This is a genomic window from Virgibacillus kekensis, assembly GCF_042654125.1.
Classification (GTDB): Bacteria; Bacillota; Bacilli; order Bacillales; family Amphibacillaceae; genus Lentibacillus; species Lentibacillus kekensis.
Genome location: NZ_JBHSFU010000003.1, coordinates 409,276 through 435,690 on the forward strand (window position 1 = coordinate 409,276; position 26,415 = coordinate 435,690).

A 26,415-nucleotide genomic window follows, 5' to 3' on the forward strand; every position below is an offset into this window, starting at 1 on the left:
ATGAACAACACAGGAACGATTACATATAGTATTGCTAATCAACCAGATGAAATGAATCAGATTTATCAGCTGAATTATGAAACATTTGTGGAAGAAATCCCACAGCATGAAACCAATCAAAACCGTGTGTTAATTGACAGGTTCCATGATGAAAATACATATATTATTGCCAAACATGATAAAGAAGTAATAGGTATGATTGCGGTACGCGGAAACAGGCCTTTTTCATTGGATCAAAAACTGGAAAGCCTTGATTCATACCTGCCATTCGGCAGTATACCTTGTGAGATTCGCCTGTTATCAATAAAAGAGCCTTTCCGCGGGAGTAAAGTCTTTTACGGTTTATGTGAACGGCTGGTTTCATTCTGCCTTGAGAAAGGATACACATTAGCTTTAATTTCAGGTACTACTCGACAATTGAAATTATACCGGCATATTGGTTTTAAACCTTTTGGCCCACTAGTAGGGGACGAAGATGCACAATACCAGCCAATGTATTTGACAAAGCAAAATTTTGAGAGATCCTCAAAACTTTTTAAGCGACTGATTGAAAGGGAAGAGAAGAAATTCACCCATACGTTTCTTCCAGGACCAGTTCCTGTTAACAACCATGTGGAAAAAGCTTGGAATTCTGCACCACTCTCACATCGCGATATTTCTTTCATCAACACAATGAAAAATGTACAGTACAAGCTATCTCAAAGAACGAATGCAAACTTTGCCGAAATTGTAGTGGGTACTGGCACGATGGCCAATGAAATGATAGCCGCTCAATTATCCCGTTTACCAGGAAAGGGACTTATCCTTGTAAACGGGGAATTTGGCGAGCGATTGGTCAAACAGTCGTTCAGATGGAATCTATCATTCTATAAGATCAGCAAAGACTGGAACACACCAATCACCGGTTTGGAAGTAAATGAATTTCTGAATGAGCATCCTGGTATTACTTGGATTTGGCACGTTCACTGTGAAACGTCTACGGGCTATATTTTTCCATTGGAAGAAATAAAGCATATCGCGGGACAGCATAACATTAAGCTATGTCTGGATGCGTGCAGCAGTATAGGTGTTTTTCCAGTAGATCTTTCTGGTGTTTACCTTGCAAGCACGGTTAGTGGTAAAGGGATTGCATCCTATCCGGGTCTTGCGATTCTTTTTCATGAGAAAGAATTAAAACCGGATCATACGTTGCCGACGTATCTTGATATAGGCACCTACCAACAGGCGGGCAGTGTGCCGTTTACTCATTCATCAAACAGTTTGCTTGCACTTGAAGCAGCGCTCAAGAATCCTGTAAATACCGACAGTGCGTTAATCAGATGGATTAGGGAAACATTGGCATCTAATGAAATGGCTGTTCTTGGTGATTATGAGACCTGTTCTCCAGGCGTCATTACTATTGAGATACCTTCCACCATTTCTTCACGGGATTTTGGTGATATCCTAAAGGATCAAGGAATTCACGTCAGTTACGAAAGCGGCTATCTTTTGGAGAGAAACTGGGTTCAAATTGCATTAATGGGAATACAGAAAGAAGCAGCTGCTAAGCGTGCGGTCAATATAATTACACAGCAATTTAATATAATGACTAAAGGAACGGTCGTAAACTGATGCGCATGTTTAAAGAATTTATTTCCAATAATTTAATACTATCCGTTTTCCTTTTTCTATGGCTGAAAACGGTCATCGCTACGTTTATCTGTTTTGATTTGACTATATTAAACTGGTTGGACGTTGTATCTGTTATACTCGCTCCTGCTGGTATTCTTATGCTGGGGATTGGACTGAGCTTTTTCTTCAGCAAGAGAGTGAAGCCTGTTTTACTGTTATCCATAATTGTGTTGGTTACAGGATTGTTGTACGCCAATATTTTATATTACCGATTCTATATAGACTTTGTAACAGTCTCCGTCTTACTCCAGTTAAGCAACGTGGGAGGCATTGGTCCAAGTACAGCAGAACTGTTTACGCCATGGGATATATTATTGATAGCTGATATATTTGTATTGGGACGGTTTATCATCCGTAAGAGAAAGAGGGGTGACACCATTTCCAGACCTCCATTAAAAAAATATTGCTATAGCGGAGGAGTTTTACTGTTGGTAACATTTAGTCTTGGGATCATACAACAGCCTACCCTTCTTAAAACCCAGTATGACCGTGAACAACTTGTCAGCCTTCTTGGCATCTATAATTATCAGATTGTAAATTCAGTATATGGGGTGAAGGCACCGATATCGGAAGCCTTTACAGATTCATCCGATATTGAAAAAATAGATCATTACTTAGCAAACAAACAAGCGGGTAAGGGGAAACACTATGGAGAAGCAAAAGGAAGAAACGTAATTCTGATCAGCATGGAATCGACCCAGAATTTTGTCATCAATCAGACGGTCAATGGAGAAGAAATTACGCCTTTCCTTAACGACTTAATAGAAAAGAGTTATTATTTTTCCAATATATATGACCAGACTGCACAGGGTAAAACTTCTGACTCCGAATTCCTGGTTGATACAGGGCTATATCCATTACCAAGTGGGTCTGTCTTTGTACGCCGGCCGGAAAATTCGTTTAATGCACTACCGGAAATCCTTAAGTCATCAGGCGGCTATACAACTGCATCCCTACATGGAAATGACAGGGAATTCTGGAACCGGGAAGCGATGTATAATACACTCGGGTATGATTACTTTTTTTCGAAAAGAGATTATGAGGTGAATCAGGAAAACTCGGTTAACTACGGAATAAAGGATATCCCGTTCTTTATGCAATCGATTGATAAGCATAAACAACTGAATGAACCTTATTTTGCTAAATTCATTACACTAACCAATCATTTTCCTTTTCTTTTAGAAGAGGAAGACCAGCTAATTGAGCCGGCAAACACAGAAGTGGGAGTAGTAAATCGGTACGTAACAACAGTTCGCTATCAGGATGAGGCAATCAAAGAGCTTTTTGAGCAACTGAAAGAACAGCACATGTATAAGGACACTATTTTTGTTATTTATGGTGATCATTATGGGATTTCTCAAAAATATGAGGAAGGTGTCCATGAATTGCTTGGCCAAAAGAAAACACCGGTCAATCATATGAAACTGCAGCAGGTTCCTTTAATAATTCACATCCCAGGTCAGAAAGGAAAGAAAATCAGCACAGTGGGTGGTCAGGTTGGTATTAGGTCGACTGTCCTTCATTTACTAGGCATTCCAACTGAGGATAAAATGTCGTTCAGCCGTAACTTGTTTATCAGAGACAACCACCCGGTGATTTTTCGGGACGGTGATATGGTAACAGGTAAGTACGGATATATGGATAACCTATGTTACAGCATGAAATCAGCAAAGCAAGTCAGTAGAGACCATTGCCTGAAGTATCAGGAGACGTTACAACAAGAGCTCGAGTTAAATGACGAAATCATTCTTGGTGATCTATTAAGATTTATAAACTCCCCGAATTCATAGAGTTCGGGGTTGTTTTTTTGAAAGAGAAAGTTATATAAATTGAGGAGATAATTATAATGGGGAAACGTTTTATGTATATACGGTGAAGTGGATTAATATTCATTACTATCCAAGTTGAACCCCTAAAATAATTTAGGGAGTTCTTTACTTTCGTTATTCTCTTACAAGAGGTAGGCTACAACATCTAAAAGATCCACCAGATTTAATTATCTCAGAAAAATCAACAGGGATGATGTGGAATCCTTTTTCCTCTAATAACTTGTTTAAACGCTTATTCTGACGAAGACTTATGACCTTTCTTTGCCCGATGGAAAGCACATTTGGTCCCATGTAAAATTGCTCTTTTTTGGTCACAGGAACAATTTCAAAGTTAGATTTAATTTTCCTTAACCCTTGTTGGGTAAATGCGGGCGGATATACAAGCGCTGTATCTTTATCCAAAATATTAAACACACAATCTAGATGTAAAATATCCTCTTTCAGGGCAAGCGGCACAACATCGCAGGATGGTAGCTGGTGTTGAAGGTTTTTAATTGCTTGTTTAGATGTTCGTCCACTATTTCCAACCCAGATAGTTGAACCATCAATAACTACATCACCGCCTTCAATAGAATCTGAAACCTCCTCATATGGAATAAAACTTTCTTCAAGCCAGGTTTTAAGAACTTCTGTTTCACTCCGTCGAACCTGCTCGCTCATCGAACTGACAAATAATCGGTCATGAATCGTAAATCCAATGTCCCTCGTAAATACTTGTTCGTGTAAATCGCGTTTTTCGGGAAGTTGTAAAACTTGAATACCATGCGATCTTAGCATTCGCACAAACTCTCCGTGCTGCTCAAGAGCAAGTGGTATGTTGATATTATCTTCCATATAATGTTTCTGAGTCTCATTTATAACTTTGGTAATTCGCATAAATGAGGGTTTTACAACTAGGACTTTTTTCAAACTGGAATATTCCGAGTCACAATTCACTTTACTTCTTAAAGCTATTCCTTTCATGTAAATAACCTCCATTTTTGGTTATTCCACATATTCCCCGAAATAATTAGCTTAAAACTGAGGGATCGGCTCCCAACATCTTATGTTTAAATAGGAAATTAAGAACTTCACGGCCAAAGAAAGCATCCGGTAAGATCATTTGTTGACGTCGAATTTGTATTGAAATAAAAGACCTCTCACTTATGAAGTTTTCTTAACATATGAAGAAGCTGCTTCTTTTCCTCCATTGTAAGTTTGCTGAACTTCTCTAACTGATACCTTTCAAGATGCGGGGTTAATTCTTCATAGACTCTGTTTCCGTCGTCGGTCAAAGAGATATAATTTGTTTTCCATTCTTTTTTTCGGTTAATCAAGTTCAAATCCTCAAGTTTTTTAATATGCTGTGTAATATTTCCTTTAGTAACAATCAATTTATCTGCTAACTCTTGCTGGGATAATACTATTTCCTCTCCTAAACGGCCGATGATATCCATTTGAGCGTTGGATAGATTCCATTCTTTTAATAACTCATTTGTTCCATTTAAATTATCTTTGTATACACGGGTTAGACTATCCCATAAGAGAGTGCTTATTTTTATTGCTTGCTTTTCATCCATATAGAATTAATCACCTCCATTGTTGTTTAGAGCTATAAGAAATACATCAATTTTTATCTCATGGATTCTGTATTTAACTTTCAGTTAAGAACTAAACTGAATAACTCTGATTTAAGTTTATGACTAAACTGATAAAGTGTCAATTCTTATGACAGTGCATGATAAAGGGAATTCGTTATAGGTACAGCGCTAAACTGATTAATATACATTATGAAACTTTTCCTTCATATATATCTTTTACAAAGATGGTGCGTTGTAGCTTCAGGTCTTACGATTAGATAAGTGTTATCGCCCAATCCAGGAACGCCCCAATGCAGTAGGTTTACTTTACGTATTTAAGTCCTGAAATCTTCATTCCTCTATAATGAGTCTCAGATACACCAACCTACAGGGTCTGGGAAAGTTATATACAACCTACCTAGGCTAGCAAAGATAATATATAATAATACTACGGACAACAATTATGTTTTAGATAAAATCAACGATTATCACAAAGCAGCAGTTAGAAGAATAGGATAGAGCCTTAGAGATCAATATATTTATTTCAACTCCTCGAACATAATCTATTTTCCATTCGTACTTTTCTAAGTTATCGTGTTGCAGAATACCTTAGTTCCATCCCCGCAAAGTATCGTTTATGACCTCGTTAATTATGATCATGAATAGAATGCACATAAATTGATTACAATTTTCCATTTTGGGTATTAACTATTCAGTTTTGTTAGAATTTCTTGGAAAAAGTTCCTGCTTTTAAATACGTTGGGAAATAACGAAGAATATTGCCGACTTTATATGATTTGGTTTTTTTATAAAGAAATTCAAGGTCCCGTTTAAGTAAACGGGGCTTTTTAATTTTAAAAAAATAGAGCTATTTTATAGTCAAATAGTGGTTAATAAAGCTCAGTATAACAAGAAAATAATGGGGCAGATTAACAGTTGTTCATCTTAAAAGCATCATTCTGGAATATGTCAATTTATATTTTATTTATAACTGAATTGGTTAGAAGACCTATAACTATGAAGACGGTATCAAATAAGGGGGGGGAATTAACAATTGGAACTTTCACCTGCTATATATCACAAAATAATTCGTCCAAAATGGATTAACCAAATTTATATACATAACAGAATTAGAAAGCATTACGATCTTTATGATAAAAGTGTTCTTGATTTTGGTGCCGGAACCGGTGCAAATTGTACACTCTGTAAACCCGGACAATACTTTGGAATAGACCCTGATGAAAAAAGAATAAATTTTGCACAAAAGCTGTATCCCGATTATGATTTTTCTGTATTCCAAAATGATAAAATTTCTGTGGAGAATGGAACGATTGACGTGATTTTAATAATTGCAGTCTTACACCATATTCCTTCTGAAAAAATGAAAAAGTACATGGAGCAATTTCGAAAAATATTGGCACCAGGAGGAATAATCTTAGCGATTGAACCTTGTTACTTTAAAGGGAACAGAATTAGTAATTGGTATATGAAAAATAACGATAATGGTTCTTATATTCAAAACGAACAAGGTTACCATGATCTTTTTAAAAGAGAAGGTTTTAATTGTGAAACAATTGAATCATTCAAAAAGTGCTTTTTTTATAATGAACTCTTTTTAATGGCTTATTGAAGTTATTTATTTTGGGGAAGCGGCAGGGATAGAAGGGGTATTATGCAGTCAGAGATAATAAGCGTTATTATATTTCTTGTTATAATAAGTAACCTTATTTCAGTAGGTATAGTAATATTTGTTGAAAAAAGAGAGGTTGGCGCAACCTGGGCTTGGTTATTCGTTATTCTTTTGGTACCGATTGCTGGTTTATTTTTTTACATATTCTTTGGAAAACAATTAAAACATAAGAATATTGAACAAACTGTTACTGACAAAAGGTATCTTGTCAGGTCAGATCAACAAATAAAACTACTTCAAAAAAGTGATGTTTATGATAATCATTTATTTAAAAAGTACTCAAAATTACTTTTAATGAACTTAGAATCAGCAGATGCCTTAATAACAATGAACAATGATATTGGTATTTTAAAAGATGGGCAAGAGAAATTTAAAGCTTTGTTTAAAGATATAAGTGCAGCTAAAAAGGAAATAAACATTCAGTATTACACCATTAAACCAGATTCTTTGGGAATTAAACTTCGAGATGAACTGACAAAAAAAGCACAAGAAGGGATAAAGGTCCGTGTCATGTTTGATGCAATTGGTTCCAGGGGAATGTCTACCACTTTTTTTAAAGAACTAATCTTGCACGGAGGGGAAGTAGAGGTTTTTTTCCCCTCATTTTTAAAGATATTTAATTTTCATGTTAATCATCGAAATCACAGGAAATTGTGTATTATTGATTCGAAAGTTGCTTACATTGGCGGCTTTAATGTTGGGAATGATTACTTAGGACTTTCCAAAAAGTTTGGTTACTGGCGTGATACTCATTGCAGGATAATGGGGGAATCCGTTCATGCTTTTCAAGATCTGTTTCTTTTAGACTGGTATCGAGCCACTAAAAAGAACCCAATAAAGTCTTTGCAAAACTCATTTTTAATAAAAGAACATAAAGGGGACTGCACCGTCCAGGTAATCTCGAGTGGACCTAACTCGGAAACACAGCATATTAAAAATATGTTTATAATGCTCATTATGTCTGCTGAACGAACAGTTTATATACAAACGCCATACTTTATCCCAGATACAAGTTTTATGGATGCTTGTAAAATTATTTCATTAGCTGGGGTCGATATAAGAATTATGATTCCTAAAAGTAATTATAATTCAATTGTTTACTGGGCGAATAGTGGGTACGCAGGTGAACTTTTAAAGTATGGGGCAAAAATATTATTGTATGAGAAGGGTTTTTTGCACGCTAAAACAATTGTAGTTGATCAGGAGGTGGCTTCAGTAGGAACTACAAACATTGATGTACGTAGTTTCGGACTTAACTTTGAAGTAAATGCAATCTTCTATGACCAAAAAGTCGCTGAACAACTTCATAATTTATTTATTGAAGATAGTAAAGAGAGTTCTGAATTAACAATTGAAAAGTATAACCAAAGATCAGTAAAAGATAAATTTAAAGAAGCAATGATACGTCTATTTTCACCTATTCTATAGTTCGAACTATCTAGTTAAGTATTTGCAAACCAATTAGTCAAAGCGTTTTAGAAAGATCGACAGAATATGTCGGTCTTTTTTAAAGAATTTTGTTGAGAATATTAAACTATATATGGAATATTAGATTAACATGAATTATATAGATTCTGAACTGACTAAGCAGGAGAGAGGAGAGGTTTTATGAATTTTAATATGAAAGAAGCAATTGAGATTTTAGAGCGTACTCCACAAACCTTGGAGTATTTTTTGTCTGGTTTATCTTGTGGGTGGTTGATCTGCAATGAAGGGGAAGGAACCTGGAACATATCTGAAGTGATTGAGCATCTAATTGAGGGTGAGAAAAGTAATTGGATACCAAGGTTAGAATTCATTGTAAAGCAAGGTGAAACTAATCCATTTCCACCATTTGATCGTTTTTCTCATTTAGATAAGAAGTCTGAAGGGTCAATTAATCAAAGATTACTCGAGTTTAAGGCAATTAGAAAGCAAAATATAACCAAGGTCGAGAATCTTGTTGACTCTAAATTACATCTTGAATATACGGGTTTGCATCCTGTATTTGGGGCAGTGAAGTTAAGAGAGTTACTTTCTACCTGGGTTGTTCATGATCTAACGCACATTGCACAAATCATACGAGTAATGGCTGAGAGATATAGAACGGACGTTGGACCTTGGAATGAATATTTAGGTATATTCAAAAAGTGACTATATGTGACGGGGATAGAAACAAATTCCCAATAATAAATCTTACAGGAATAAGGGGACCTGGAGTTATTGGTCTCTCTTTAATTTTATTCCTAGTTGATTGTTTTGTTCCACTCTGTTTCATAGTGATCGAGGGTTCCAATATACTTCTCATGGGTTTAAGCAAATAATAGACGCTGCTGGAATAACACAGAGTATGGCGCGAGTCGGCAAGTGTATTGACAATGGACCATTGGGATCCTATTGAGGGCCCTAAAATGTGAGAAGTATTATTTACATAAGTATGGGACATTTGAAGAACTAACTAATGCGATAGATGAATACATCCATTTCTATATTCTTGATAGGTACCAGAAACGACTAAACGACCTTAGCCCTATGGAGCTAAAGCCGCTTAAATCATTTTTATTATTTCCGCTGGCTACTTGACAGGGGGCAGTTCATTGCGACTGGGGGTTTTTTAAATCAATATTTAATTTGCCCATTCTATATACAAGTGCCCTTTTCAAAAAAATATAAGATTATAACACAGGCGGAAAATATATACTTCCATATTCTAAGTATTGAATAATATAGAAGGGAAGTTTTTTATGCAAAGAAAAATAAGAAATAGAGACCTTGATGAGTTTTTTGAAAGTCGACAACAGAAAAAGAGGCAACAGAAAAAGAGGCAACATAAAAGTCCACACCATCATGATGAGGACCAAAGCTTATGTGAAGAATTTGCTGATATATTAGACGCGGATAGCCACCAGATTGTTAATGAAGTCTGTGTGGCAACTAGACTGCGTGATGAGTTAAATCCTACCATCCTAGATAGACGAACTCAGTCTCCTCTTGCCATTGCCGCATTGTTTTCTTTTGAAAATCTTGATAGTAGCGGAAATGCCTTAAACTTAGGAGAAACGGTTATATTACAAAAAGAAACACAGGCATTTATTAGTGCACTTCGTGAACAAGATTTGATTGTAACAGCACTACACAATCACTGGTTATTTGACGACCCAAGATTAATGTATATCCATTGGGAATCTGTTGAACCCCCATTAGAGTTTGCCAAGAAAACCGCTAAAGCTTTTCAAGTTTTATAACAGTCTTATTTTATCGGTTCTGATCTCAGGTTTCTCCCTCATTTCCCGAGTATTTTAACTTTATAGATGAATTGTTCTATACCTCCATAAACTAAAAGAAGTAATTTGTAAATGTTATAGTAAAGACGGTAATTTAAGTGTTTATAATACTTGGGATAAGGGGAATGGAAGGCAATCACAAGGTTATACATCGGGGTTATTAATTGAAGAACAGGACCATTGTATTTTAATTTATAAATGTAATGATTATGGTTTTGAAACTGACTTTACTGATTTAGTTTTTTCTATCGAGAAATTATAATGTGATTCTTCAACGAACGGGTGCTTTAGTTGAATAAGACCTTTAATTAAGCAAGGTTTTTTGCTGCATAGTACAAGGATACTGGTAATAAAACAAACATCTAGGGACGATCGCTTTTTGGGTGGTCGTTTTTCTTAGCTGTCCCATACTGCGCAACAGGGGTCTATACTTTAAAGTAACCTTGTGAAAGAATGTACTTAAACGAACGGGCAGTTTAGTGGAAAAAGGATATATGGAGGGGATTATAGTCGAACATAATAAGATTAGTCTTTCAAGTGAAAGGTTATTATTAAGGGAATTTACTAAGAGTGATTGGATTGATGTACATAAATATGCATCACAAGAAATAGTTTGTCAATATCAACCTTGGTGACCAAATACGGAAGCAAATTCGAAGGATTTTGTGAATCAAGTGATAGAAGACTCAACACAAGAACCAAGGACAAGGTTTGTTTTTGCAATCATAAATAATCAAATTATGATTGGAGCTGGAGAGCTTAACATAAGGGATTTCGCTAACAAAGTGGGAGAAGTCGCCTACATTGTTAATCCAAATAATTGGAGAAAAGGAATAGCAACAGAAGTTGCAACTTTGTTAGTTGATTTTGGATTTGAGGAACTCAAACTGCATCGTATATATGCAACTTGTGACCCAAGAAACATAGGTTCATCAAAAGTTTTGGAGAAGGTTGGAATGATCAAGGAAGGTATAATTCGAGAAGATTTGTTAATTAAAGATGGCTGGCGAGATTCATTACTATACAGTGTTTTGGAACATGAATGGAAAAAGTAATATGACAAACCTTATTAAGCTAACGTGTGCAAGAATTAATCAAGGTGATCCTCAAAGTTGATCGCCTTTTTCTTTTGGGAAAAATCAAATAATGTTATCGGAATATTATGTTAGTATTGAAGGATCGATATATTGAACTAACGCAGCAGAATACTTCAATAAGGATTGCCAATTTAAAATTATTTTAGAAATTGTTGGGGGAGATTACTTGGATTTAAAAGTAGTATGGAATAACGAAGAACTATATGGTTGCGAGTATCTTAAAGTAGGGAGAACAACTGAAAAACTCTTTGCTAAAGGTACAGTTATTTATGTAGATGAACCGAAGGCTAATGCTCATAATGTGAATTATAACATTGAGTTAGATGAACATTGGCTCACTAGGAAGCTTAGTATTATGGTTGATCACATTTCTAGTTTAGAATTGCATTCTGATGGAGAAGGCAACTGGTTTAATACTGATGGATATTTAATTGACAGACTTAAAGGGGCGCTTGACATAGATATATCGGCTACCCCTTTTTCCAACTCTTTACCTATTAATAGAATTAATTGGAATATTAATCAAGTAGAACATTTCCATATGGTTTACATATCAGTGCCATCTTTAGAAACGAAGAAGGTACCTCAATCTTATCAGTACATTCATAAGGAAGGGGAATTCAGATATTTCAACTACCAGTGTTATGATTATGAGACAATAATTTGTGTAGATTCAGATGGTTTAGTTGTTGATTATCCAAATACTTTTAGTAGGAGAGTATAGTTTTAGGTATTCGATATGTGATGTATTTTACTTAAATTAACGGGGGCTTATATACAGTATGATGTTTGACCGTATTCATCGTAAATAAGAAACAAAAATAGCCTTTTATTTAACTTTATTTACTTCTTATCTTCAGTAAGTAATTATAGTTTTCAACATACACAACAATAGGACTTTACTTGGAGAGGTGGTATGATAGGATCGATTGCCTGATGAAACCTTACTTCAGCCTTTCAAGATAAATCGTACCCATAGAGGCTCCAAGTCACGTCCTAAACGCCTTTTCGAAAATACAGGTAAACAGTGAGAAAGGTGCACTATATCAATGTTTTGTTGCAGATACTGTATATAAGGGTTCTTTACTTTAAGAGAGTTCAATATTCTCTGTTTTTATGAATGTAATGTTATAGTATTCTTTAAAGCTTTCATACTTGGTGGTACAACTCCAGATAAAAAGGCAGTATTTAAACTGCCTTAAATCATTATTTAAGTTGGCTATTAATAGTATCCTCCACCGTATCCATACCAGGGATACGGAGGGTAGTAATATGGGAAACGGAATAATCTTCTAAAAAAGCGAAAAGGGAAACGTTGTCTGCGGAATCGACGAAATCTTCTCCTGCGAGGTCGTCCGTAATCATCATAATCATCGTAATCATAGTTATAATCATACCCATAGTCAAATATTCTATTCATTTGTCCTGCCTCAACTTCTTCTGAAACTAACATGGTCACACCTTCCTCATCCATGCTATCGATAATTCCATCAAACTGTGATCCATCGCTTAGTTGTCCTATGACATGGTAGTTCATATACTTTTTGCATAGTCTTTTAATTTGTTCAGGTTGGTAACCTTCCTGAAATTCATGAGGATTTATTTGAATGTTGTTGTTCACTAAATACCTCTCCTTTCTATACACCAGTATAGTATTCTCTCAGCTTGGGTTATGTTACTGTATAAATCAGGTTAATTTAGATTTTAATTTAACGATAATCTGATTTGCTTGTTTAACCAGCCTCCTAAGTATAAGTAAGAGATCATCAAATTGATGCATAGCAGACCTATACTGCTCGCTTTTAAATGACTTTGTGAAAGAATGTACTTAAGCTATTGGGTGCAAGAGTTGAACAAGAAGAGCATTTATTTGATAGTTTTTCCTTTCTTGTGAATTATATAAACATTATGTTAAAATCGAATTATTAAGTTTTTTAACTAACTAAGCGTTTTTGTTGAACAAATTCAATATTTTAGGAGGACTTTTATTATGGAAGATAGTTCATTTCGCAAGTTTCTTAATTCCTATTTAGATGTTTGGAGAAATTCGTCTTTAACAGAATTGAAAGATATTATTTCCAAATATTATAAAGCAAGAGAGATTTCAAATGGCGAATTAGTAGACTTTGGTTATGAAGAGGCGATAACTGGCTGGGAACAAGGGTTTAATTTCGCCAAACAAGAAGAGAACAAATGGGACTTAAATGAAGAGGCGATAATTCCTTTACGACAAGATGAAATTATGGTAATTTTATCAGCTACACTAATAATTGATGGAAAGAAATTAGAGAATGTTAGCTTATTCTTTCAGACATTTAAAAGAAATGAAAATAATGATTGGAAATTGATAAGAAGTTACATAGAAGCCGGAGTTCCAAATGCAAATTTAAAGAAGTTACAATTCAACTAAAGGGTGCTTATCTGCAACAAGGGATAAAGCCCTTATTTCGTTAAAGGGGTAGTTTAGTTAAACAAAGATTCTTATAATAATGATGTATTAAATTTAAGATTTGGTGTGGTGATTAGATGGACTACAAATTAATAAGAAATAGAATAGAGGCTATTGCTTCTAGGATTAAAGAGATTGGGGGAGAAGTTCAGGAAGTTGTTATAGATGAACCATCCTCGCTTGAACAAATACTTCAAACAGAAGAACAGCTTGGGATTAAGTTACCCGAAAGTTTTAAGAAGGTTCTCCAAGAGTTTTCTGGGAATTTCACCTTACGTTGGTTTTTACCTGATGATATGAAGCAACCGAATGAATATAGAGAAATTTTTTGCGCTACTCCTCACTGGAGTTTAGAACTTCTTCCTCAATTCGAAGAAGATCGAAAAGGTTGGATAGACAACGTATTCCCAAACCCTGACGATGAATACGATGTTGTGTGGCATAACAAATTAGCATTATTTAGCATTTGATATGAAAGACAATACTGATGCTCCTATAGTTTACCTTAGTCACGGTGATGGAGAAGGACACGGATATAAGATTGCAAATAATTTTACCGTCATTGAAAATTGGTCAAGATTAGGTTTTGTAGGGTGTGAGGACTGGCAATGGCTACCTTTCACCACAAGTTCTAATAGTGGGATAGTTGCTGATGGAGAAGCTGCGAAACGGTTTAGAAGTTGGCTTGAATTAGATATATAACTTAATACATATTCAAGTAACGGGTGCAAGAGTTGAAGAGGACTTGTCGATATGGCAATTCCTTTGCCTTATTTAAGTAAAGGGGCAGGATAGATGAAGAAGAAGGATGTCTTATACTAATTACAAATCTTATGGAGGCTATAATGGAAATAGGGACGAGAAGAATATTAAACCAAGCGTTTGCTGAAAAGGGGTTCCATAGTGTAATCAAATGGGATGTACAAAAAATATACGACGGACAAGAAATTGAGGTTAAATTTATTAACAAAGGTTCACCCCATAGGCAAGGAGTTTGGCTACGAACCGATAAAGGAATTGTAATTCCCTCTCTAAGCAATGAAAAGTACCCCAGTATATCATTATGGGAAGATACTTCCCCACAAGAACTGATTTGTAAATGCTATACAAGTGACGGGTACTTAAGTATCTATAATATTTGGGATAAAGGGAACGGGAGAGAGTCACAGTCATATTCTTCTGGAATGTTACTTGAAGAAGGACATAACGTTTTAACTTATAAATGTAACGATATTGGATTTACTACAGACTTTAATCATTTAGTATTTTCGATTGAAAAAATGTAAATTTCCTATTGAACAAACGGGTGCTTTACTTCAATAAGGAAAAGGCATTTTTTGCTTAACTATTGACGCAGGTTAATTAAATAGGGATAAGAAGAATATCCCGAAAATTAAAAGTGGAGGGAATTTTTATGAGTGTAGCAGCTATATATGATATTCACGGAAATTACTATGCCTTGGAAGCTGTTCTGAAGGAAATCCAACATTATAATGTACAAAAAGTCATAATTGGTGGTGATTTAGTTTGGGGTCCCCAACCAAGAAAAGTTATGGATACTTTAATGAAATATAAGGATAAATTCAACTATATAATGGGGAATGCCGATAGAGAAGTAGCCTTCAGTAATGGAGAAGAAAAATCACAAGAATTTGTAATGGAGTTAAACAAGTGGTGTGCAGAACAACTAACAGACAATCAAATTGAATTCCTGAAAACTCTACCTGAAAATTATACTTTGTATATTGATGGTTTAGGAGAAGTATTATTTGTTCACGGATCACCTCGGAGTGACACAGAAGCAATTAGGTTTGATACACCTGAGGAAGAAGTAATGGAAATGATTCAAGATGTTAAGGAAAATATTATAGTTTGTGGACATACACATATACAATTCAACCGATTAATTAGTAACAAAAGAATAGTAAATGCTGGTAGTGTAGGCTTACAAAGTCGAGCAAAAGGAGCCTGCTGGTTATTACTTGATAATAAAGCATATCTAAAAGAGACCAAATACAACTTTGAGGAAGCGGCAAAAGGCATTCTTCAAGGAGAATGTCCTTATAAAGAAGATTTCGCTGTGCATATATTAAACCCTCCTAATGTAGGACCTTAATATAAATTTTTATTAGATATTATTCAACAAACGGGTGCAATCCTTTAAGAAGCAGGGATTGCTCTTTTTCTTATTGAAGTAAAGGACAGTTTAGTTCACCAAGAATTATTGTTTAAAGCAGGATTTTATTGGACTTAACCGAACTCTAAAATAGATATGACTCCATTCGGCAAAGTCGGAGCAGACAAGATAGCATAAAGGAGCGGGAAGTATGGAGACGTGGGATATTTACGACAAGGACAGAAATCTGACGGGCAAGCAAATGAACCGTGGGGATACATTTGAACAGGGTGATTATCATTTGGTAATGCATGTGTGTCTATTTAATCAACTCGGAGAAATGCTGATTCAACAGCGACAACCAGATAAGGAAGATTGGAAGAATATGTGGGACATTACCGTAGGAGGTAGTGCTATAGCGGGTGAAACCAGCCAACAAGCTGCGGAAAGAGAAGTAAAAGAGGAAATTGGTTATACACTTAACCTTCAAAATAGACGTCCTTCTTTAACTGTCAACTTTGAAAATGGATTTGATGATTATTATCTTATTGAAACTGATTTAAACATCTCAAACCTTTCACTACCGACTGAAGAAGTTAAACAGGTAAAATGGGCGTCGAAGGATGACATCATCAATATGATTTCAGAAGGTTTATTTATTCCTTATCATGTACCGTTGATTGCATTATTATTTGATATGAGAAACAAAATAGGAGCGCACAACCAAAGAAAAGGTCAGTAAAACATTTATAAAACAATCGGGCGCTTTTCTTGAATAAGAAGGTGTCTTTTTGTATTGTAATTGATTCTGGAACAACACTTAATAGGGATTGGAGTTATATTAAGGTGTAGAAAAAATTGTGAAGGATTACACTTAAACAAACGGGTGCTTTCCTTGAATAAGGAATTGCGCCCTTGTTTAACTAAAGGGCAGTTTAGCATAATAAGGAAGGTATTAAATCAGTATGTAAATTGCTATTATAAAGATAACATTTTTAAAAGTGGGGAAACGTTATGACAAATCATTATGGATTAGAATTGAAACCTCCAGTAAAGGTAGAGAAGGTAAAACAAGTAGAAAGTCAACTTGGTGTCACTTTTCCAAATGAATATGTAGAATTTATTTCACACTCAAATGGTGCTGAAGGCAGTATAGGAGAAAATTATATTATTTTGTGGTCAGTAGATGACATTGTTGAATTTACTATTTTTGTCTCATTCGTTCTGTTATCGAAGGCAAATGCTGTATCTCCTCCATCAGAACCAAATAATACTAATCCTTTAGCAAAATCATTAACACCATAAGCATCATTTAATTCAACAATGTCATCTACTGACCACAACTGTACCATTTATAGGTATGGATATAGATGAAGTAACGACTTGCTCAGATACATTAAACGGTTTCTTACAATATCTTTTAAATAAAAAGTAAAGTAAAATTCTTGTTAAGTTAACGGGTGCAAGAGTTAAACAAGGCGATCATCAAACTTGATCGTCTTTTTTATTGAAAACTAAATCTTATAGTTGGAATATTATGTTAAATGAAAGGAGAGAGATATTGAGCTAACGGGGCAGGATAGTTCAAAAAAAAATAAAGGTAATTGGTAATTTTATGGTAAAATAAATGTATAGTGATTAAATTTTCAAACAAACGGGGGTAACGATGTGAAGAAAGTAGTATATTTGTTGATAACAGTTGGATTACTGTTAGTTGGCTGTGGTGAAGAAACAAATGGAGAGAAAGGCACAGACTTAGTGGCTTTTGATAATTCCGATTTAAAGTCTCAACTGGAAGATGAACCATTTCAACCAAAATTGCCGACTGAATTACCTTTTGAAGTTGAATCAGCACGGGTATCTACTGACCCTGTTAACGAAAGAATCTTGACTATTGACTTTTTCAGCAAGGAAAATCACCTAAGCCTAATGGCTACTAAAGGGATGAAAGGAAGCTCCAATCTGGAATTCGAAGAAGTCGAAATAGGAAATATACAAGGAAAATATGCCAATAGTGACCAGGTGAAAACCATTAAATGGAGCGAAGATGATATCCAGTACAGGTTTAGCTTTCTAGGGAAGCAATCAAAAGAAAAAGTTACCAAAGAAGAATTGATTGCTGTGGCAGAGTCTTTTGAATAAACGTAGTTGCTGAAAAATAGAAAACTAATCACCACATAAATGCTTGTTGCACTAACGGGTGCAAGAGTTAAACAAGAGATTATCAAATTGATGGTCTTTATTTTTATGAAAAATGGTTGGAATATTATGTTAATATTGATTTATGATGATCTTGTGCTAGCGGGCAGTAATGTGCAACAAGAGTCACTTAATGACAACAAGATTTTAGGAGGTTGTAATTATGGGAGTTGGCATAAATGTGGGGGATTTTTATTATGAAATTGGTTCAGAAGATTTTTTTCACTCCTTTTTTTCAACTATTTCTTATCACTTGGAACCAGAAGGATGGGGAACAAAATATCCTTTTTTAATGAACGAATTTTATCAAGGTTCTTTAAAATGGGATTTATCAACCAAACTAATAGAAGAATTAAAAGATGCTCACAGAAGGCTTCAAAATTACAAGCCCTCACAAGTAGTATGGAACATTGAGGATTCTTCATTAGAGCCTCCTTGGGGAGATAACATAAGTTCCGACATAACCAGCTTAGCTAATTATTTCGTTACAAGTGATGGTGAAGACTTAATAGAAGTATTATATAATGCTTTTCAAACTTCTTATAATGAAAAAGAGAACATTGAAATTGGTTAAATGCTTATTAAATTAACGGGACAGGTTAGTTGAATAAGAATATTTTGGATGGAGGTGTAATTTTGAAGGCAGAGAAGCTATCTAAAACAATTACTAATCTTGATGTAAAGCCTGGAGGAACATTACGTTTCTATGGGAATTGGTTGGGAAGACCTTATGATAATTACCACAAAATATTAGAATGTAGTTTTAATGATGAAATATTACATCTCAAATTTGATGCTGGTGAACAATTGAAAATATGGAATGCAAACAAAATAGTGTTTAACGCTAAAGAGTTGCTCATTTATGAATCTACGTGTGTAGAGTTTATTAGATATCCTTACGGAGGCCACAAACAGAAGAAAATTTGATAATGGATAGATATTCAAACGAACAAATATCCAACACTTCAATTAAGAGTGGAAAAGTTTATAATAAACTTATTGATCGAAACTACCCAGCGGTTGAATTACTATCATATTAAGCTAAACCAGCTAATAGTTTGTCAATATTTTTCAATAAAAAAATTAAAATACCCATGATATACTAAAAAAGAACATGCCAAATAACCTTCCTATTAGTTGTAATTGGAAGGTTTTGTTGTATTTAGTTAGATTTAGTTTCTAAGTTATATCTTGGAAAGTAGTTCTGCTTTTTAGTAAGGCGTAAATCCAATGTAAGAGCTTATTAACACATGCAATAACTGCTACTCTAAAGGGTTTTCCTTCTTCACGTTTTTTATCATAAAACTCTCTTAATCTTTTATTGCGTGCCATGATATCATCTGTTGTCTTCTTTTTACGAGAATCTCGAATACCACTTTGGACCGCCATATATAAGGCATGGCGAAGTCTATTGGATCCTCGTTTAGTAATTCGATTAACGGATGCCGTAAACTTACCAGAGGAATAAACACTTGGATCCACTCCAGCAAATGCAACGAGCTTTTTGGCATCATTGAACCTGTCTATCTCTCCAACTTCAGAAATAATCGTGGCGGCGATTTTTTCTCCGATACCAGGGATAGACTGGAGTATATGATATTCTTCAATTTCATTAGCGAGGGCATCTATTTCAGTCGCAATTTTCGATAGATGCTCTTGGTATTGAAGAACCATCGTCACCAACACCTCAAGATTAAAGATATGACTCTCGTATAAGTTTTTCTTAAATGGATTACGAAGGGCTGCATCTCTTAGTTTCTGTGCTTTTTCCTTTGCCCAGAGGTCGGAACGACTCTTACATAACGCACCTATCCTGTCTGCTAATTCTCTTTCACTCATCTTCAAAACTGCCTCTGATGTTGGGAATTCAAGTAAAGTAAGCAACGAAACCTTAGAATATAAACTACCATATACACCTCTATATTCAGGGAATACCTGATCCACCAAAGAGTGTAACTGCAATTTAGTTTTTGCGGATATTTCAGCAATGCTTTCCTGTTGTCTAGTAAGATTACGAAGGTTTAATAGCTGAATACCTCGCTTCTTATAGGGCTCTAATTCTTCTTTATAGAACAACTCACAAAGGTGATAGGCAGAGTATCTTAAGTAAATTGAAGATGATTATTGAATTATACAAGTAGAAAATCCTTGTTCAACTCTTGCACCCGTTCGTAATATAAGGTTAGCCAGATATTTAAAGAGTATCCTTTATTTTCTGGTTGACCTTTTTTTATATGGTCTTATTATAACGGTAGTCGGGGTAGAACGTGGCACCCGTGGGACTCGATCCCGTTAGCTAAACTGTTCACCCCCTACTTGTATAAACATGTTTCAGGCTGGTTGGGACAATAGATCCCGTTTAACAAGCGAACCTATGACATTACAAGAAGCCTTTAGGGGATACCGATTAATTTATTATTCTAGGAGGAGATATTCTATGAATCCAGTCGTTGGTCTGGATGTTTCAAGGAATTAGGGATTCGACGTCAAAACGAAGTACATTGGGATTTTGCTCTCTTGATTTTTCTTGATTCTTCCCAACACCGCCCTGTTCAACCATAAGATACCCATTTTGGAGTTCAAAAGATACCAGAGTATCTTTAACGTTTCTTATCTTCAGCTGTATAACGTCTCTATAAAAAGCAATACATTCTTCATAACGTTCGGCGAACAAGATTAAACCAAATTCACGAAACTCCATATTTACACCCCTAAGATTAAGTTTTATCATTTCTATTTTATTGTTTGAATTTATGATTACCTTTAACTTTTGAATGATAGTATGAATGAATTAGAAGAACGAGGTGTTTGTTTTTCAAAGAAGAATTTAAAATTTGATTGGGGAACTATTTCAGTTTTTAATGACCCTGATGGAAATCGTATTGAATTAGGAGAAATCAACAATAAAAGTGGTTCGTATATCAAAAATTAACGTGATTGTTGTTTAATTATTGGGTGCGTTAGCGGAATAAGGAGTTGTCGATTTAGCATCTCCAATTGTTCAAGTAACGAAGCAGGATAGTTGAATAAGGATTAGCTATAACAATATTGAATTGGTGGGAATTAAGATGGATATAACAATTGAGAAATTACACGACACAGATGCTGAAAATTTATATGAGTTTGAGCTTGAAAACAAAATTTATTTTGAGGAAATGGTACCAAGTCGTGGGGATGATTACTACAACTTTGAGACATTTAAAGAAAGGAATAAAGCCTTACTGGATGAACAAGCGCAAGGGTTATCATATTTTTATTTAATTAAAAATAAGGATGGCTCTATTATTGGAAGAATGAACTTAGTAGATATTGAAAACGGTTTAGGGCATATCGGTTATAGAGTGGGAAAAGCATATACTGGAAAAGGAATTGCTAACACAGCATTGAAACTTTTATTAGAAACTATAAGAAGTAAGCAAGGAATAAAACAGGTTTCCGCGAAGACAACAACTAATAATATAGCCTCTCTAAAGTCTTAGAGAAAAACGGCTTTAAGTACATAGCAGCAAGTGATGAAGAATTTATAATGAATGGGCAAAAGGTAAAGTTTGTTTATTATCTGCTGACAAATTAAAATATTCTTCAACATAAGGGTGCTTATGTTGAAGAAGTACAATTAACATAACAAAGTAGTTTGCTGCACAGTACAACGATACTATGCAATAGATAATGATATTTCACCCATTGGCAGGTGTTGTGAAAGACCATAAGCCTATCCTCGGAAAAATAAGGAGGAATAGGCTTTTTCACTTTAAAATTCTTCATATATTTTATTAGTAAACCTACAGCAAATGGTAAGTCTCATGGCAGCTGCAAGTGAAAAAGATGGCGGAGACGGTACACTCATGTGACTATGCTCCCACAACTGTTTACAACACGAGCTCACCATTTTCAGGGGGAGAATAGGAGAGACCAACCATAGACAAAAAATTAACACTTCAGCATACACCTGTTGTATTTAGTACTGGTAGTCGGCGGGAAATACCTGCATGCCGCAAGAACCGTCCCTATGTTTCTTTCTAAGTGGCTTAAACAGATGGCAAGGCTGGGTCAGCATGATGGAAATAATAGCGTTAGAAAATAAGTAAGCAAGTCCGATAAAATTAAGATAATTAAAAAGTTATTGAAATTTTCATCAAGTTATTATATATTATAACTATACTTAATTCGTTCATTGAAAGAAGTAAGTGTAAGGAGTCCAAGGAGTGGTTTGATGAAAGCGTTAAGAAGTGGAAGTAAGGAACTTATCAAAGAAATTAATCGCTTTAAGGTTTTGAATATCATCCGAGATCAACAACCAGTTAGCAGAGCAGAAATCGCTAAACAATGTGCTCTAGGTGTTTCTACACTGTCTTACATCATCGAAGATTTAAAAAGTCAAACTTTAATTTATGAGGTAGGAGAAGCCAATTCTACAGGTGGAAGAAAAGCAAAATTATTACGATTTAATAAAAATCATGGCTATATCATTAGTGTGAAAATTGAAGAAGAACAAATTTTGATAGCGCTAACAAATATGGAGGGAGAGCTTCTTACCAAAAAATATGCTTCATTCTCACAGAAAGTAACTCCAAAAGAAGTGACTTCTATGATTCAAAGAAAAGTACATCAAATCTTTGAAGATGAAAATAAAGATATGCAACTTCTTCTTGGAATAGGAATCCTTTCTTCTGGTTTAGTTAATAGACATAATGGAACCATTATTCGGTCATCTATGCTGGGGTGGGAGAACGTACCTATTACTAAAATGGTTAAAGAAAAGTTTCCAGACGTAGAAATTTTTGTGGACAACAACATCAATGGATATACCTTAGCTGAACTAGAAAAAGGAGAAGGAAAGCATCACAATAATTTCTTGGTTGTTTCAATCGGAGCAGGATTAGGCCTTTCTGTTGTAATTGATAGAAAAATCTACTATGGATCAGTAGGAGGGGCCGGGGAATTTGGTCATACGACATTAGTTATGGATGGGTACCCATGTCATTGCGGGCAGACAGGGTGTTTAGAGATGTATGCATCAGAGTTTTACTTCAAGAACAAAGAGCAAGAAATTAAAGCTAGTAATTCTACGTTGACTGATCTTCACTTTTCTGAAGTTGCTAAAGCAGCTAAAAATGGTGACCAAATTGCTTTGGACTTGCTGAAAGAAATGGGGATGCATCTAGGTTATGGTTTACGAAATCTAATCAATACATTTAACCCAGACAAAGTGATTATCGTGGGAGAAGGCGTGAAACATAGTCACCTATTCCAGCAGGAAGTATTTGATATAGCAAATGATAATTTCTTTGAAAAGGTGAATATCAATACAGAACTTGTTTTCTCAAGGTTAAAAGATGATGCTTGGTTTACGGGAGGAGCGTTGTTAGCTATTAATCAAATCTTCCAGGAACCGATTTATGAACCAGTGAAATCAGAAGTGTAAACAAGGGGGTGTAAAACTTGGTCAGTATGACGAAGAAGAAAACTTTCTTCTGGTTATGTATATTTCTCTTACCTAACCTTTTAGGTTTTTTAACTTTTATTGGTGTCCCGATTGTATCTTCCTTAGTCATCAGTTTTACAAATTGGGATTTAATTGGAACGATGTCCTTTGCAGGGTTTGAAAATTATAGTCGGCTGGTTCAGGACCCAGAATTTTGGGTTTCATTTCGAAACACAATCTTCTTTATCCTTGGTTATTTGCCTCTTGTGTTAGTTTTCGGTCTTGCATGTGCTTTGTTATTAAACAAAAAAATGAAGTTTCGAGCTTTTTTCAGGGCCACATTTTTCTTGCCGGTTATCACGAGCTGGGTCGCAGTTTCCCTTGTTTGGAAATGGCTCTATAACCCGGAATATGGGTTGATTAATTACATGTTATCCACTATAGGAGTTGATGGTCCTCAATGGCTTAATGATCCAAGTACTGCAATGTTTGGAATAATACTTGCGAGTGCTTGGAAGGATATAGGTTTTGTCATGGTTCTGTTTTTAGGAGGCTTGCAAAACATTTCCCCGTCCTACTATGAAGCAGCATCTATTGACGGGGCTAGTAAACTTCGACAATTATGGAATATAACACTTCCGCTTTTAGCACCTACGACTTTCTTCGTGACGATTATTTCTTTAATAAACTCATTTCAAGTTTTTGATCAGGTTATGATCATGACAGGTGGAGGACCAGGAGGGTCTACCATCGTAATGGTACAGAACATATACAACCATGCTTTTCGATATTTCGAGATGGGTTATGCGTCTGCAATGAGCTGGGTACTGTTTTTAGTTATCTTCTTCTTTACGTGGATCCAAATGAAATTTCAAGATAGGGGGGCAACCTAATTATGGACACTCAAACGTCTAGTACAAGCGCCACCTATCAAGAAAGAAAAATAAACCACTCGAACAAACGTCCTATTGTAAGACAGGTTTTATTTTATTTAATCCTAATTGTGGGCGCTTCCACGATGTTGATACCATTTCTCTGGATGGTTTCCACATCTTTAAAACCTGAAGGTGCAACCATGGTGTTGCCGCCTGAGTTTATTCCTAATGAGCCAACTACACAAAATTACGAGAGAGTGACTCAACAATTCCCAATGATGAGATTCTTATGGAACTCCATTGTGGTGGCGGTACTAACCACAATTGGACAAATGATCTTCAGCTCTATGGCGGCCTATGCTTTCGCCAGAATGCATTTCAAAGGTAGAGACAAATTATTTTTATTATATTTAGCAACGATGATGGTTCCTACCCAGGTAACCATGATTCCACAATTTATACTTATTAAACAATTCGGTTGGTTAGATTCCTATCCTGGTCTCATAATACCTACAATGTTCGCTGTTTTTGGTACTTTTTTAATGCGACAGGCGATGTTAGGAATTCCTAGAGAATTAGAAGAAGCTGCTTTCATGGATGGCGCGAATCATTTTCAAGTATTCTATCATGTTTGTTTGCCACTGATAAAGCCAATGCTTGCGACATTAGGGATTTTCACCTTTATGCAATCATGGAATAATTTTCTATGGCCTTTAATTGTAGTCAGTAATGAAAAGCTAGCAACCTTGCCTCTTGGTCTATCTCTACTTCAAGGGAGGTGGGCTACAGATTGGGGGTTAATGATGTCTGGAGTGGTTATTAGTGTTTTACCAATTCTAATTGTCTATCTTTTCGCTCAGAAGTACTTTATCCAAGGTATGACTATGAGTGGAATGAAAGAATAAAAAAATATTTAATAAAGGGGAGAGTATTTATGAAGAAGTTGTGGTCATTATCTGTATTGTTACTCGTTATGCTTAGTATGATTGGTTGTGCTTCTGAAAGCAGTGGCTCTGAAGGAAAAGATGGTAAAACTGAGATTACGTATTATAGTTTCTCTGCTACTCCTGACTATGAAGATGTTTTAGCTGATATGGTAGCTGCTTTTGAGGAAGAAAATCCTAATATCAAGGTTAATACAGAGTTGGCAGCATATAGTGATTATTTTACTAAACTACAAACTCGTATAGCAGGAGGAAATGCACCTGACGTGTTTGAATTAAATTACGAAAACTTTGTTCAATATGCTTCTAAAGGAACGTTAGCTGATTTGTCTGGTTTTATTAAGGATGATGAAAACTTTAATCCTGATCAGCTGAATCAAGAAGCATATGAAGCTTATCAGTTTGATGGAAAGCAATACGGGATGGTAGAGAGTTTTTCGAATGTATTGACTTTCTATAACAAAGATCTGTTCGATAAAGCAGGAGTAGACTATCCTACAAAAGATTGGACATGGGAAGACGAACTAGATGCGGCTAAGAAGATTACAGATGAAGGGAATAACGTATGGGGAACCTATGCTCCTGTTACGATGAATGAGTACTTTAAAATAGCAGCTCAAAATGGCGGGAAATTGTTTAATGAAGATGGAGAACCTACTGTGAATAATGAAGCAAATCTAGAAGCACTGAATTATATGGTAGATAAAGTGACGGAAAGTGGAGTATCTCCATCTCCCGCTGAAATGTCAGGGCAAGCTCCAGCCGATCTGTTTTTAAATGGACAATTAGGGATTGTACACACAGGTATTTGGATGTTTGATGCATTTAAGGATGCTTCATTTGAGTGGGATGTAGCTCTTGAAGCAGGCAATACCCAAAAAGCTCACCACTTCTTTGCGAATGGATTGGCTGTTTCGGCTGACACTGAGAAAAAAGAAGCCGCTTATAAATTTGCTGCCTTTATGAGTGCTAGTGAACAGGTGGCTAAACTTCGGGTTGAAAACTCTTGGGAGTTACCAGCTATCACAGATGAAGAAATTCTACAGCCGTATTTAGAGCAAACTCCTCCTGAAAATCGTGAAGCAGTATTTGAAGCACTAGATACATTGGTATTACCTCCCGCAGTTGAAAATTGGAGTAAGATTAGTGATGTTACGAATCAAGAGTTTGAAAAAGCTCTGAATGGAGATAAAACGACAGAGGAAGTATTAGAAACATTGCAATCAGAATATGAAGGGATTTTAAACAAGTAACTTTACACCCTAAGAAGGATATATGTGCGAAACACCCACATATAT

At 35.4% G+C, this 26,415-nt stretch carries 25 protein-coding genes and 4 pseudogenes; 24 read left to right on the top strand and 5 right to left on the bottom strand.

Going from position 1 to position 26,415, the window contains the following annotated elements:
- Positions 1 to 1,611 carry an aminotransferase class V-fold PLP-dependent enzyme gene (locus ACFO3D_RS03460; protein WP_390293213.1) on the top strand — a complete coding sequence of 537 codons (1,611 nt, stop codon included), beginning with the start codon at positions 1 to 3 and terminating at the stop codon, positions 1,609 to 1,611.
- Positions 1,611 to 3,461 carry an LTA synthase family protein gene (locus ACFO3D_RS03465; RefSeq protein ID WP_390293214.1) on the top strand — a complete coding sequence of 617 codons (1,851 nt, stop codon included), beginning with the start codon at positions 1,611 to 1,613 and terminating at the stop codon, positions 3,459 to 3,461. The genes ACFO3D_RS03460 and ACFO3D_RS03465 overlap by 1 nt, the downstream gene beginning before the upstream one ends.
- 153 nt (positions 3,462 to 3,614) lie before the next feature.
- Here ACFO3D_RS03465 and ACFO3D_RS03470 read toward each other — a convergent pair whose 3' ends face one another.
- Both ACFO3D_RS03470 and ACFO3D_RS03475 read right to left on the bottom strand, forming a co-directional pair.
- A complete protein-coding gene (locus tag ACFO3D_RS03470) occupies positions 3,615 to 4,463 on the bottom strand; it encodes a dimethylarginine dimethylaminohydrolase family protein (protein WP_390293215.1) in 849 nt (282 codons plus the stop codon).
- A gap of 176 nt (positions 4,464 to 4,639) precedes the next feature.
- Positions 4,640 to 5,059, bottom strand: coding sequence for a MarR family winged helix-turn-helix transcriptional regulator (locus ACFO3D_RS03475; protein WP_390293216.1), 420 nt, complete (start codon positions 5,057 to 5,059; stop codon positions 4,640 to 4,642).
- 1,054 nt (positions 5,060 to 6,113) lie between these two features.
- Between ACFO3D_RS03475 and ACFO3D_RS03480 the strand changes: the two genes are divergently transcribed.
- From ACFO3D_RS03480 to ACFO3D_RS03510, 7 genes and pseudogenes are all read left to right on the top strand, one after another.
- Positions 6,114 to 6,689, top strand: a complete 576-nt coding sequence (locus ACFO3D_RS03480) for a class I SAM-dependent methyltransferase (RefSeq protein ID WP_390293217.1) — start codon at positions 6,114 to 6,116, stop codon at positions 6,687 to 6,689.
- A gap of 42 nt (positions 6,690 to 6,731) precedes the next feature.
- Positions 6,732 to 8,177 (top strand): cardiolipin synthase, encoded by a 1,446-nt coding sequence (gene cls / locus ACFO3D_RS03485; protein ID WP_390293218.1) that lies wholly within the window; start codon positions 6,732 to 6,734, stop codon positions 8,175 to 8,177.
- A gap of 180 nt (positions 8,178 to 8,357) precedes the next feature.
- Entirely contained in the window at positions 8,358 to 8,882 is a 525-nt protein-coding gene (locus tag ACFO3D_RS03490) for a DinB family protein (RefSeq protein WP_390293219.1), read from the top strand.
- Between the two features lie 243 nt (positions 8,883 to 9,125).
- Positions 9,126 to 9,311, top strand: coding sequence for an IS3 family transposase (locus ACFO3D_RS03495; RefSeq protein WP_390293220.1), 186 nt, complete (start codon positions 9,126 to 9,128; stop codon positions 9,309 to 9,311).
- Between the two features lie 161 nt (positions 9,312 to 9,472).
- Positions 9,473 to 9,973, top strand: coding sequence for a DUF1259 domain-containing protein (locus tag ACFO3D_RS03500; RefSeq protein ID WP_390293221.1), 501 nt, complete (start codon positions 9,473 to 9,475; stop codon positions 9,971 to 9,973).
- Positions 9,974 to 10,506: 533 nt separating this feature from the next.
- A pseudogene (locus tag ACFO3D_RS03505) lies at positions 10,507 to 11,067 on the top strand (GNAT family N-acetyltransferase).
- 208 nt (positions 11,068 to 11,275) lie between these two features.
- Positions 11,276 to 11,833 carry a putative glycolipid-binding domain-containing protein gene (locus tag ACFO3D_RS03510; protein ID WP_390293222.1) on the top strand — a complete coding sequence of 186 codons (558 nt, stop codon included), beginning with the start codon at positions 11,276 to 11,278 and terminating at the stop codon, positions 11,831 to 11,833.
- Between the two features lie 498 nt (positions 11,834 to 12,331).
- Here the strand turns inward: ACFO3D_RS03510 and ACFO3D_RS03515 are convergent, their stop codons facing one another.
- A complete protein-coding gene (locus ACFO3D_RS03515; protein ID WP_390293224.1) occupies positions 12,332 to 12,730 on the bottom strand; it encodes a hypothetical protein in 399 nt (132 codons plus the stop codon).
- Between the two features lie 369 nt (positions 12,731 to 13,099).
- On the opposite strand from ACFO3D_RS03515, the gene ACFO3D_RS03520 reads away from it, so the two are divergent.
- From ACFO3D_RS03520 to ACFO3D_RS03560, 9 genes and pseudogenes are all read left to right on the top strand, one after another.
- Complete coding sequence (locus tag ACFO3D_RS03520) at positions 13,100 to 13,519, top strand: flavoprotein (protein WP_390293226.1); 420 nt, start codon at positions 13,100 to 13,102, stop codon at positions 13,517 to 13,519.
- 116 nt (positions 13,520 to 13,635) lie between these two features.
- Positions 13,636 to 14,260 (top strand): annotated as a pseudogene (locus tag ACFO3D_RS03525) (SMI1/KNR4 family protein).
- A gap of 143 nt (positions 14,261 to 14,403) precedes the next feature.
- Positions 14,404 to 14,844, top strand: a complete 441-nt coding sequence (locus tag ACFO3D_RS03530; RefSeq protein WP_390293227.1) for a hypothetical protein — start codon at positions 14,404 to 14,406, stop codon at positions 14,842 to 14,844.
- 128 nt (positions 14,845 to 14,972) lie between these two features.
- Complete coding sequence (locus tag ACFO3D_RS03535; RefSeq protein WP_390293228.1) at positions 14,973 to 15,674, top strand: metallophosphoesterase family protein; 702 nt, start codon at positions 14,973 to 14,975, stop codon at positions 15,672 to 15,674.
- A 211-nt stretch (positions 15,675 to 15,885) separates the two neighbouring features.
- Entirely contained in the window at positions 15,886 to 16,416 is a 531-nt protein-coding gene (locus ACFO3D_RS03540) for an NUDIX hydrolase (protein ID WP_390293229.1), read from the top strand.
- Positions 16,417 to 16,688: 272 nt separating this feature from the next.
- Complete coding sequence (locus ACFO3D_RS03545) at positions 16,689 to 16,979, top strand: SMI1/KNR4 family protein (RefSeq protein WP_390293230.1); 291 nt, start codon at positions 16,689 to 16,691, stop codon at positions 16,977 to 16,979.
- Positions 16,980 to 17,342: 363 nt separating this feature from the next.
- A complete protein-coding gene (locus ACFO3D_RS03550) occupies positions 17,343 to 17,816 on the top strand; it encodes a DUF4367 domain-containing protein (RefSeq protein WP_390293231.1) in 474 nt (157 codons plus the stop codon).
- Between the two features lie 220 nt (positions 17,817 to 18,036).
- Positions 18,037 to 18,447: an immunity 70 family protein gene (locus ACFO3D_RS03555; protein WP_390293232.1), complete on the top strand. Its 411-nt coding sequence runs from the start codon at positions 18,037 to 18,039 to the stop codon at positions 18,445 to 18,447.
- Between the two features lie 62 nt (positions 18,448 to 18,509).
- Positions 18,510 to 18,800, top strand: coding sequence for a hypothetical protein (locus ACFO3D_RS03560; protein ID WP_390293233.1), 291 nt, complete (start codon positions 18,510 to 18,512; stop codon positions 18,798 to 18,800).
- Between the two features lie 252 nt (positions 18,801 to 19,052).
- Here the strand turns inward: ACFO3D_RS03560 and ACFO3D_RS03565 are convergent.
- A pseudogene (locus ACFO3D_RS03565) lies at positions 19,053 to 19,967 on the bottom strand (IS110 family RNA-guided transposase); the annotation flags it as partial.
- Between the two features lie 370 nt (positions 19,968 to 20,337).
- On the bottom strand, positions 20,338 to 20,574 hold the full coding sequence (locus ACFO3D_RS03570; RefSeq protein ID WP_390293234.1) for a VOC family protein: 237 nt from the start codon (positions 20,572 to 20,574) through the stop codon (positions 20,338 to 20,340).
- Positions 20,575 to 20,655: 81 nt separating this feature from the next.
- Here ACFO3D_RS03570 and ACFO3D_RS03575 point away from each other — a divergent pair, with 81 nt between their 5' ends.
- From ACFO3D_RS03575 to ACFO3D_RS03600, 6 genes and pseudogenes are all read left to right on the top strand, one after another.
- Complete coding sequence (locus ACFO3D_RS03575; RefSeq protein ID WP_390293235.1) at positions 20,656 to 20,805, top strand: VOC family protein; 150 nt, start codon at positions 20,656 to 20,658, stop codon at positions 20,803 to 20,805.
- 136 nt (positions 20,806 to 20,941) lie between these two features.
- A pseudogene (locus ACFO3D_RS03580) lies at positions 20,942 to 21,447 on the top strand (GNAT family N-acetyltransferase).
- Between the two features lie 639 nt (positions 21,448 to 22,086).
- Positions 22,087 to 23,298, top strand: coding sequence for an ROK family protein (locus ACFO3D_RS03585; RefSeq protein ID WP_390293236.1), 1,212 nt, complete (start codon positions 22,087 to 22,089; stop codon positions 23,296 to 23,298).
- Positions 23,299 to 23,315: 17 nt separating this feature from the next.
- On the top strand, positions 23,316 to 24,191 hold the full coding sequence (locus ACFO3D_RS03590; protein WP_390293237.1) for a carbohydrate ABC transporter permease: 876 nt from the start codon (positions 23,316 to 23,318) through the stop codon (positions 24,189 to 24,191).
- Positions 24,192 to 24,193: 2 nt separating this feature from the next.
- Positions 24,194 to 25,078, top strand: a complete 885-nt coding sequence (locus ACFO3D_RS03595; protein ID WP_390293238.1) for a carbohydrate ABC transporter permease — start codon at positions 24,194 to 24,196, stop codon at positions 25,076 to 25,078.
- A gap of 29 nt (positions 25,079 to 25,107) precedes the next feature.
- A complete protein-coding gene (locus ACFO3D_RS03600; protein WP_390293239.1) occupies positions 25,108 to 26,370 on the top strand; it encodes an ABC transporter substrate-binding protein in 1,263 nt (420 codons plus the stop codon).
- Positions 26,371 to 26,415 lie beyond the last annotated feature (45 nt).

What these genes read in the sequence shown, in the direction of transcription:
- ACFO3D_RS03460 (WP_390293213.1), top strand. Translation starts at nt 1, where the DNA reads ATGAACAACACAGGAACGATTACATATAGTATTGCTAATCAACCAGAT.
- ACFO3D_RS03465 (WP_390293214.1), top strand. Translation starts at nt 1,611, where the DNA reads ATGCGCATGTTTAAAGAATTTATTTCCAATAATTTAATACTATCCGTT.
- ACFO3D_RS03470 (WP_390293215.1), bottom strand. Translation starts at nt 4,463, where the DNA reads ATGAAAGGAATAGCTTTAAGAAGTAAAGTGAATTGTGACTCGGAATAT.
- ACFO3D_RS03475 (WP_390293216.1), bottom strand. Translation starts at nt 5,059, where the DNA reads ATGGATGAAAAGCAAGCAATAAAAATAAGCACTCTCTTATGGGATAGT.
- cls (WP_390293218.1), top strand. Translation starts at nt 6,732, where the DNA reads ATGCAGTCAGAGATAATAAGCGTTATTATATTTCTTGTTATAATAAGT.
- ACFO3D_RS03490 (WP_390293219.1), top strand. Translation starts at nt 8,358, where the DNA reads ATGAATTTTAATATGAAAGAAGCAATTGAGATTTTAGAGCGTACTCCA.
- ACFO3D_RS03500 (WP_390293221.1), top strand. Translation starts at nt 9,473, where the DNA reads ATGCAAAGAAAAATAAGAAATAGAGACCTTGATGAGTTTTTTGAAAGT.
- ACFO3D_RS03520 (WP_390293226.1), top strand. Translation starts at nt 13,100, where the DNA reads ATGGAAGATAGTTCATTTCGCAAGTTTCTTAATTCCTATTTAGATGTT.
- ACFO3D_RS03530 (WP_390293227.1), top strand. Translation starts at nt 14,404, where the DNA reads ATGGAAATAGGGACGAGAAGAATATTAAACCAAGCGTTTGCTGAAAAG.
- ACFO3D_RS03535 (WP_390293228.1), top strand. Translation starts at nt 14,973, where the DNA reads ATGAGTGTAGCAGCTATATATGATATTCACGGAAATTACTATGCCTTG.
- ACFO3D_RS03540 (WP_390293229.1), top strand. Translation starts at nt 15,886, where the DNA reads ATGGAGACGTGGGATATTTACGACAAGGACAGAAATCTGACGGGCAAG.
- ACFO3D_RS03545 (WP_390293230.1), top strand. Translation starts at nt 16,689, where the DNA reads ATGACAAATCATTATGGATTAGAATTGAAACCTCCAGTAAAGGTAGAG.
- ACFO3D_RS03555 (WP_390293232.1), top strand. Translation starts at nt 18,037, where the DNA reads ATGGGAGTTGGCATAAATGTGGGGGATTTTTATTATGAAATTGGTTCA.
- ACFO3D_RS03570 (WP_390293234.1), bottom strand. Translation starts at nt 20,574, where the DNA reads ATGGAGTTTCGTGAATTTGGTTTAATCTTGTTCGCCGAACGTTATGAA.
- ACFO3D_RS03575 (WP_390293235.1), top strand. Translation starts at nt 20,656, where the DNA reads ATGAATGAATTAGAAGAACGAGGTGTTTGTTTTTCAAAGAAGAATTTA.
- ACFO3D_RS03585 (WP_390293236.1), top strand. Translation starts at nt 22,087, where the DNA reads ATGAAAGCGTTAAGAAGTGGAAGTAAGGAACTTATCAAAGAAATTAAT.
- ACFO3D_RS03595 (WP_390293238.1), top strand. Translation starts at nt 24,194, where the DNA reads ATGGACACTCAAACGTCTAGTACAAGCGCCACCTATCAAGAAAGAAAA.
- ACFO3D_RS03600 (WP_390293239.1), top strand. Translation starts at nt 25,108, where the DNA reads ATGAAGAAGTTGTGGTCATTATCTGTATTGTTACTCGTTATGCTTAGT.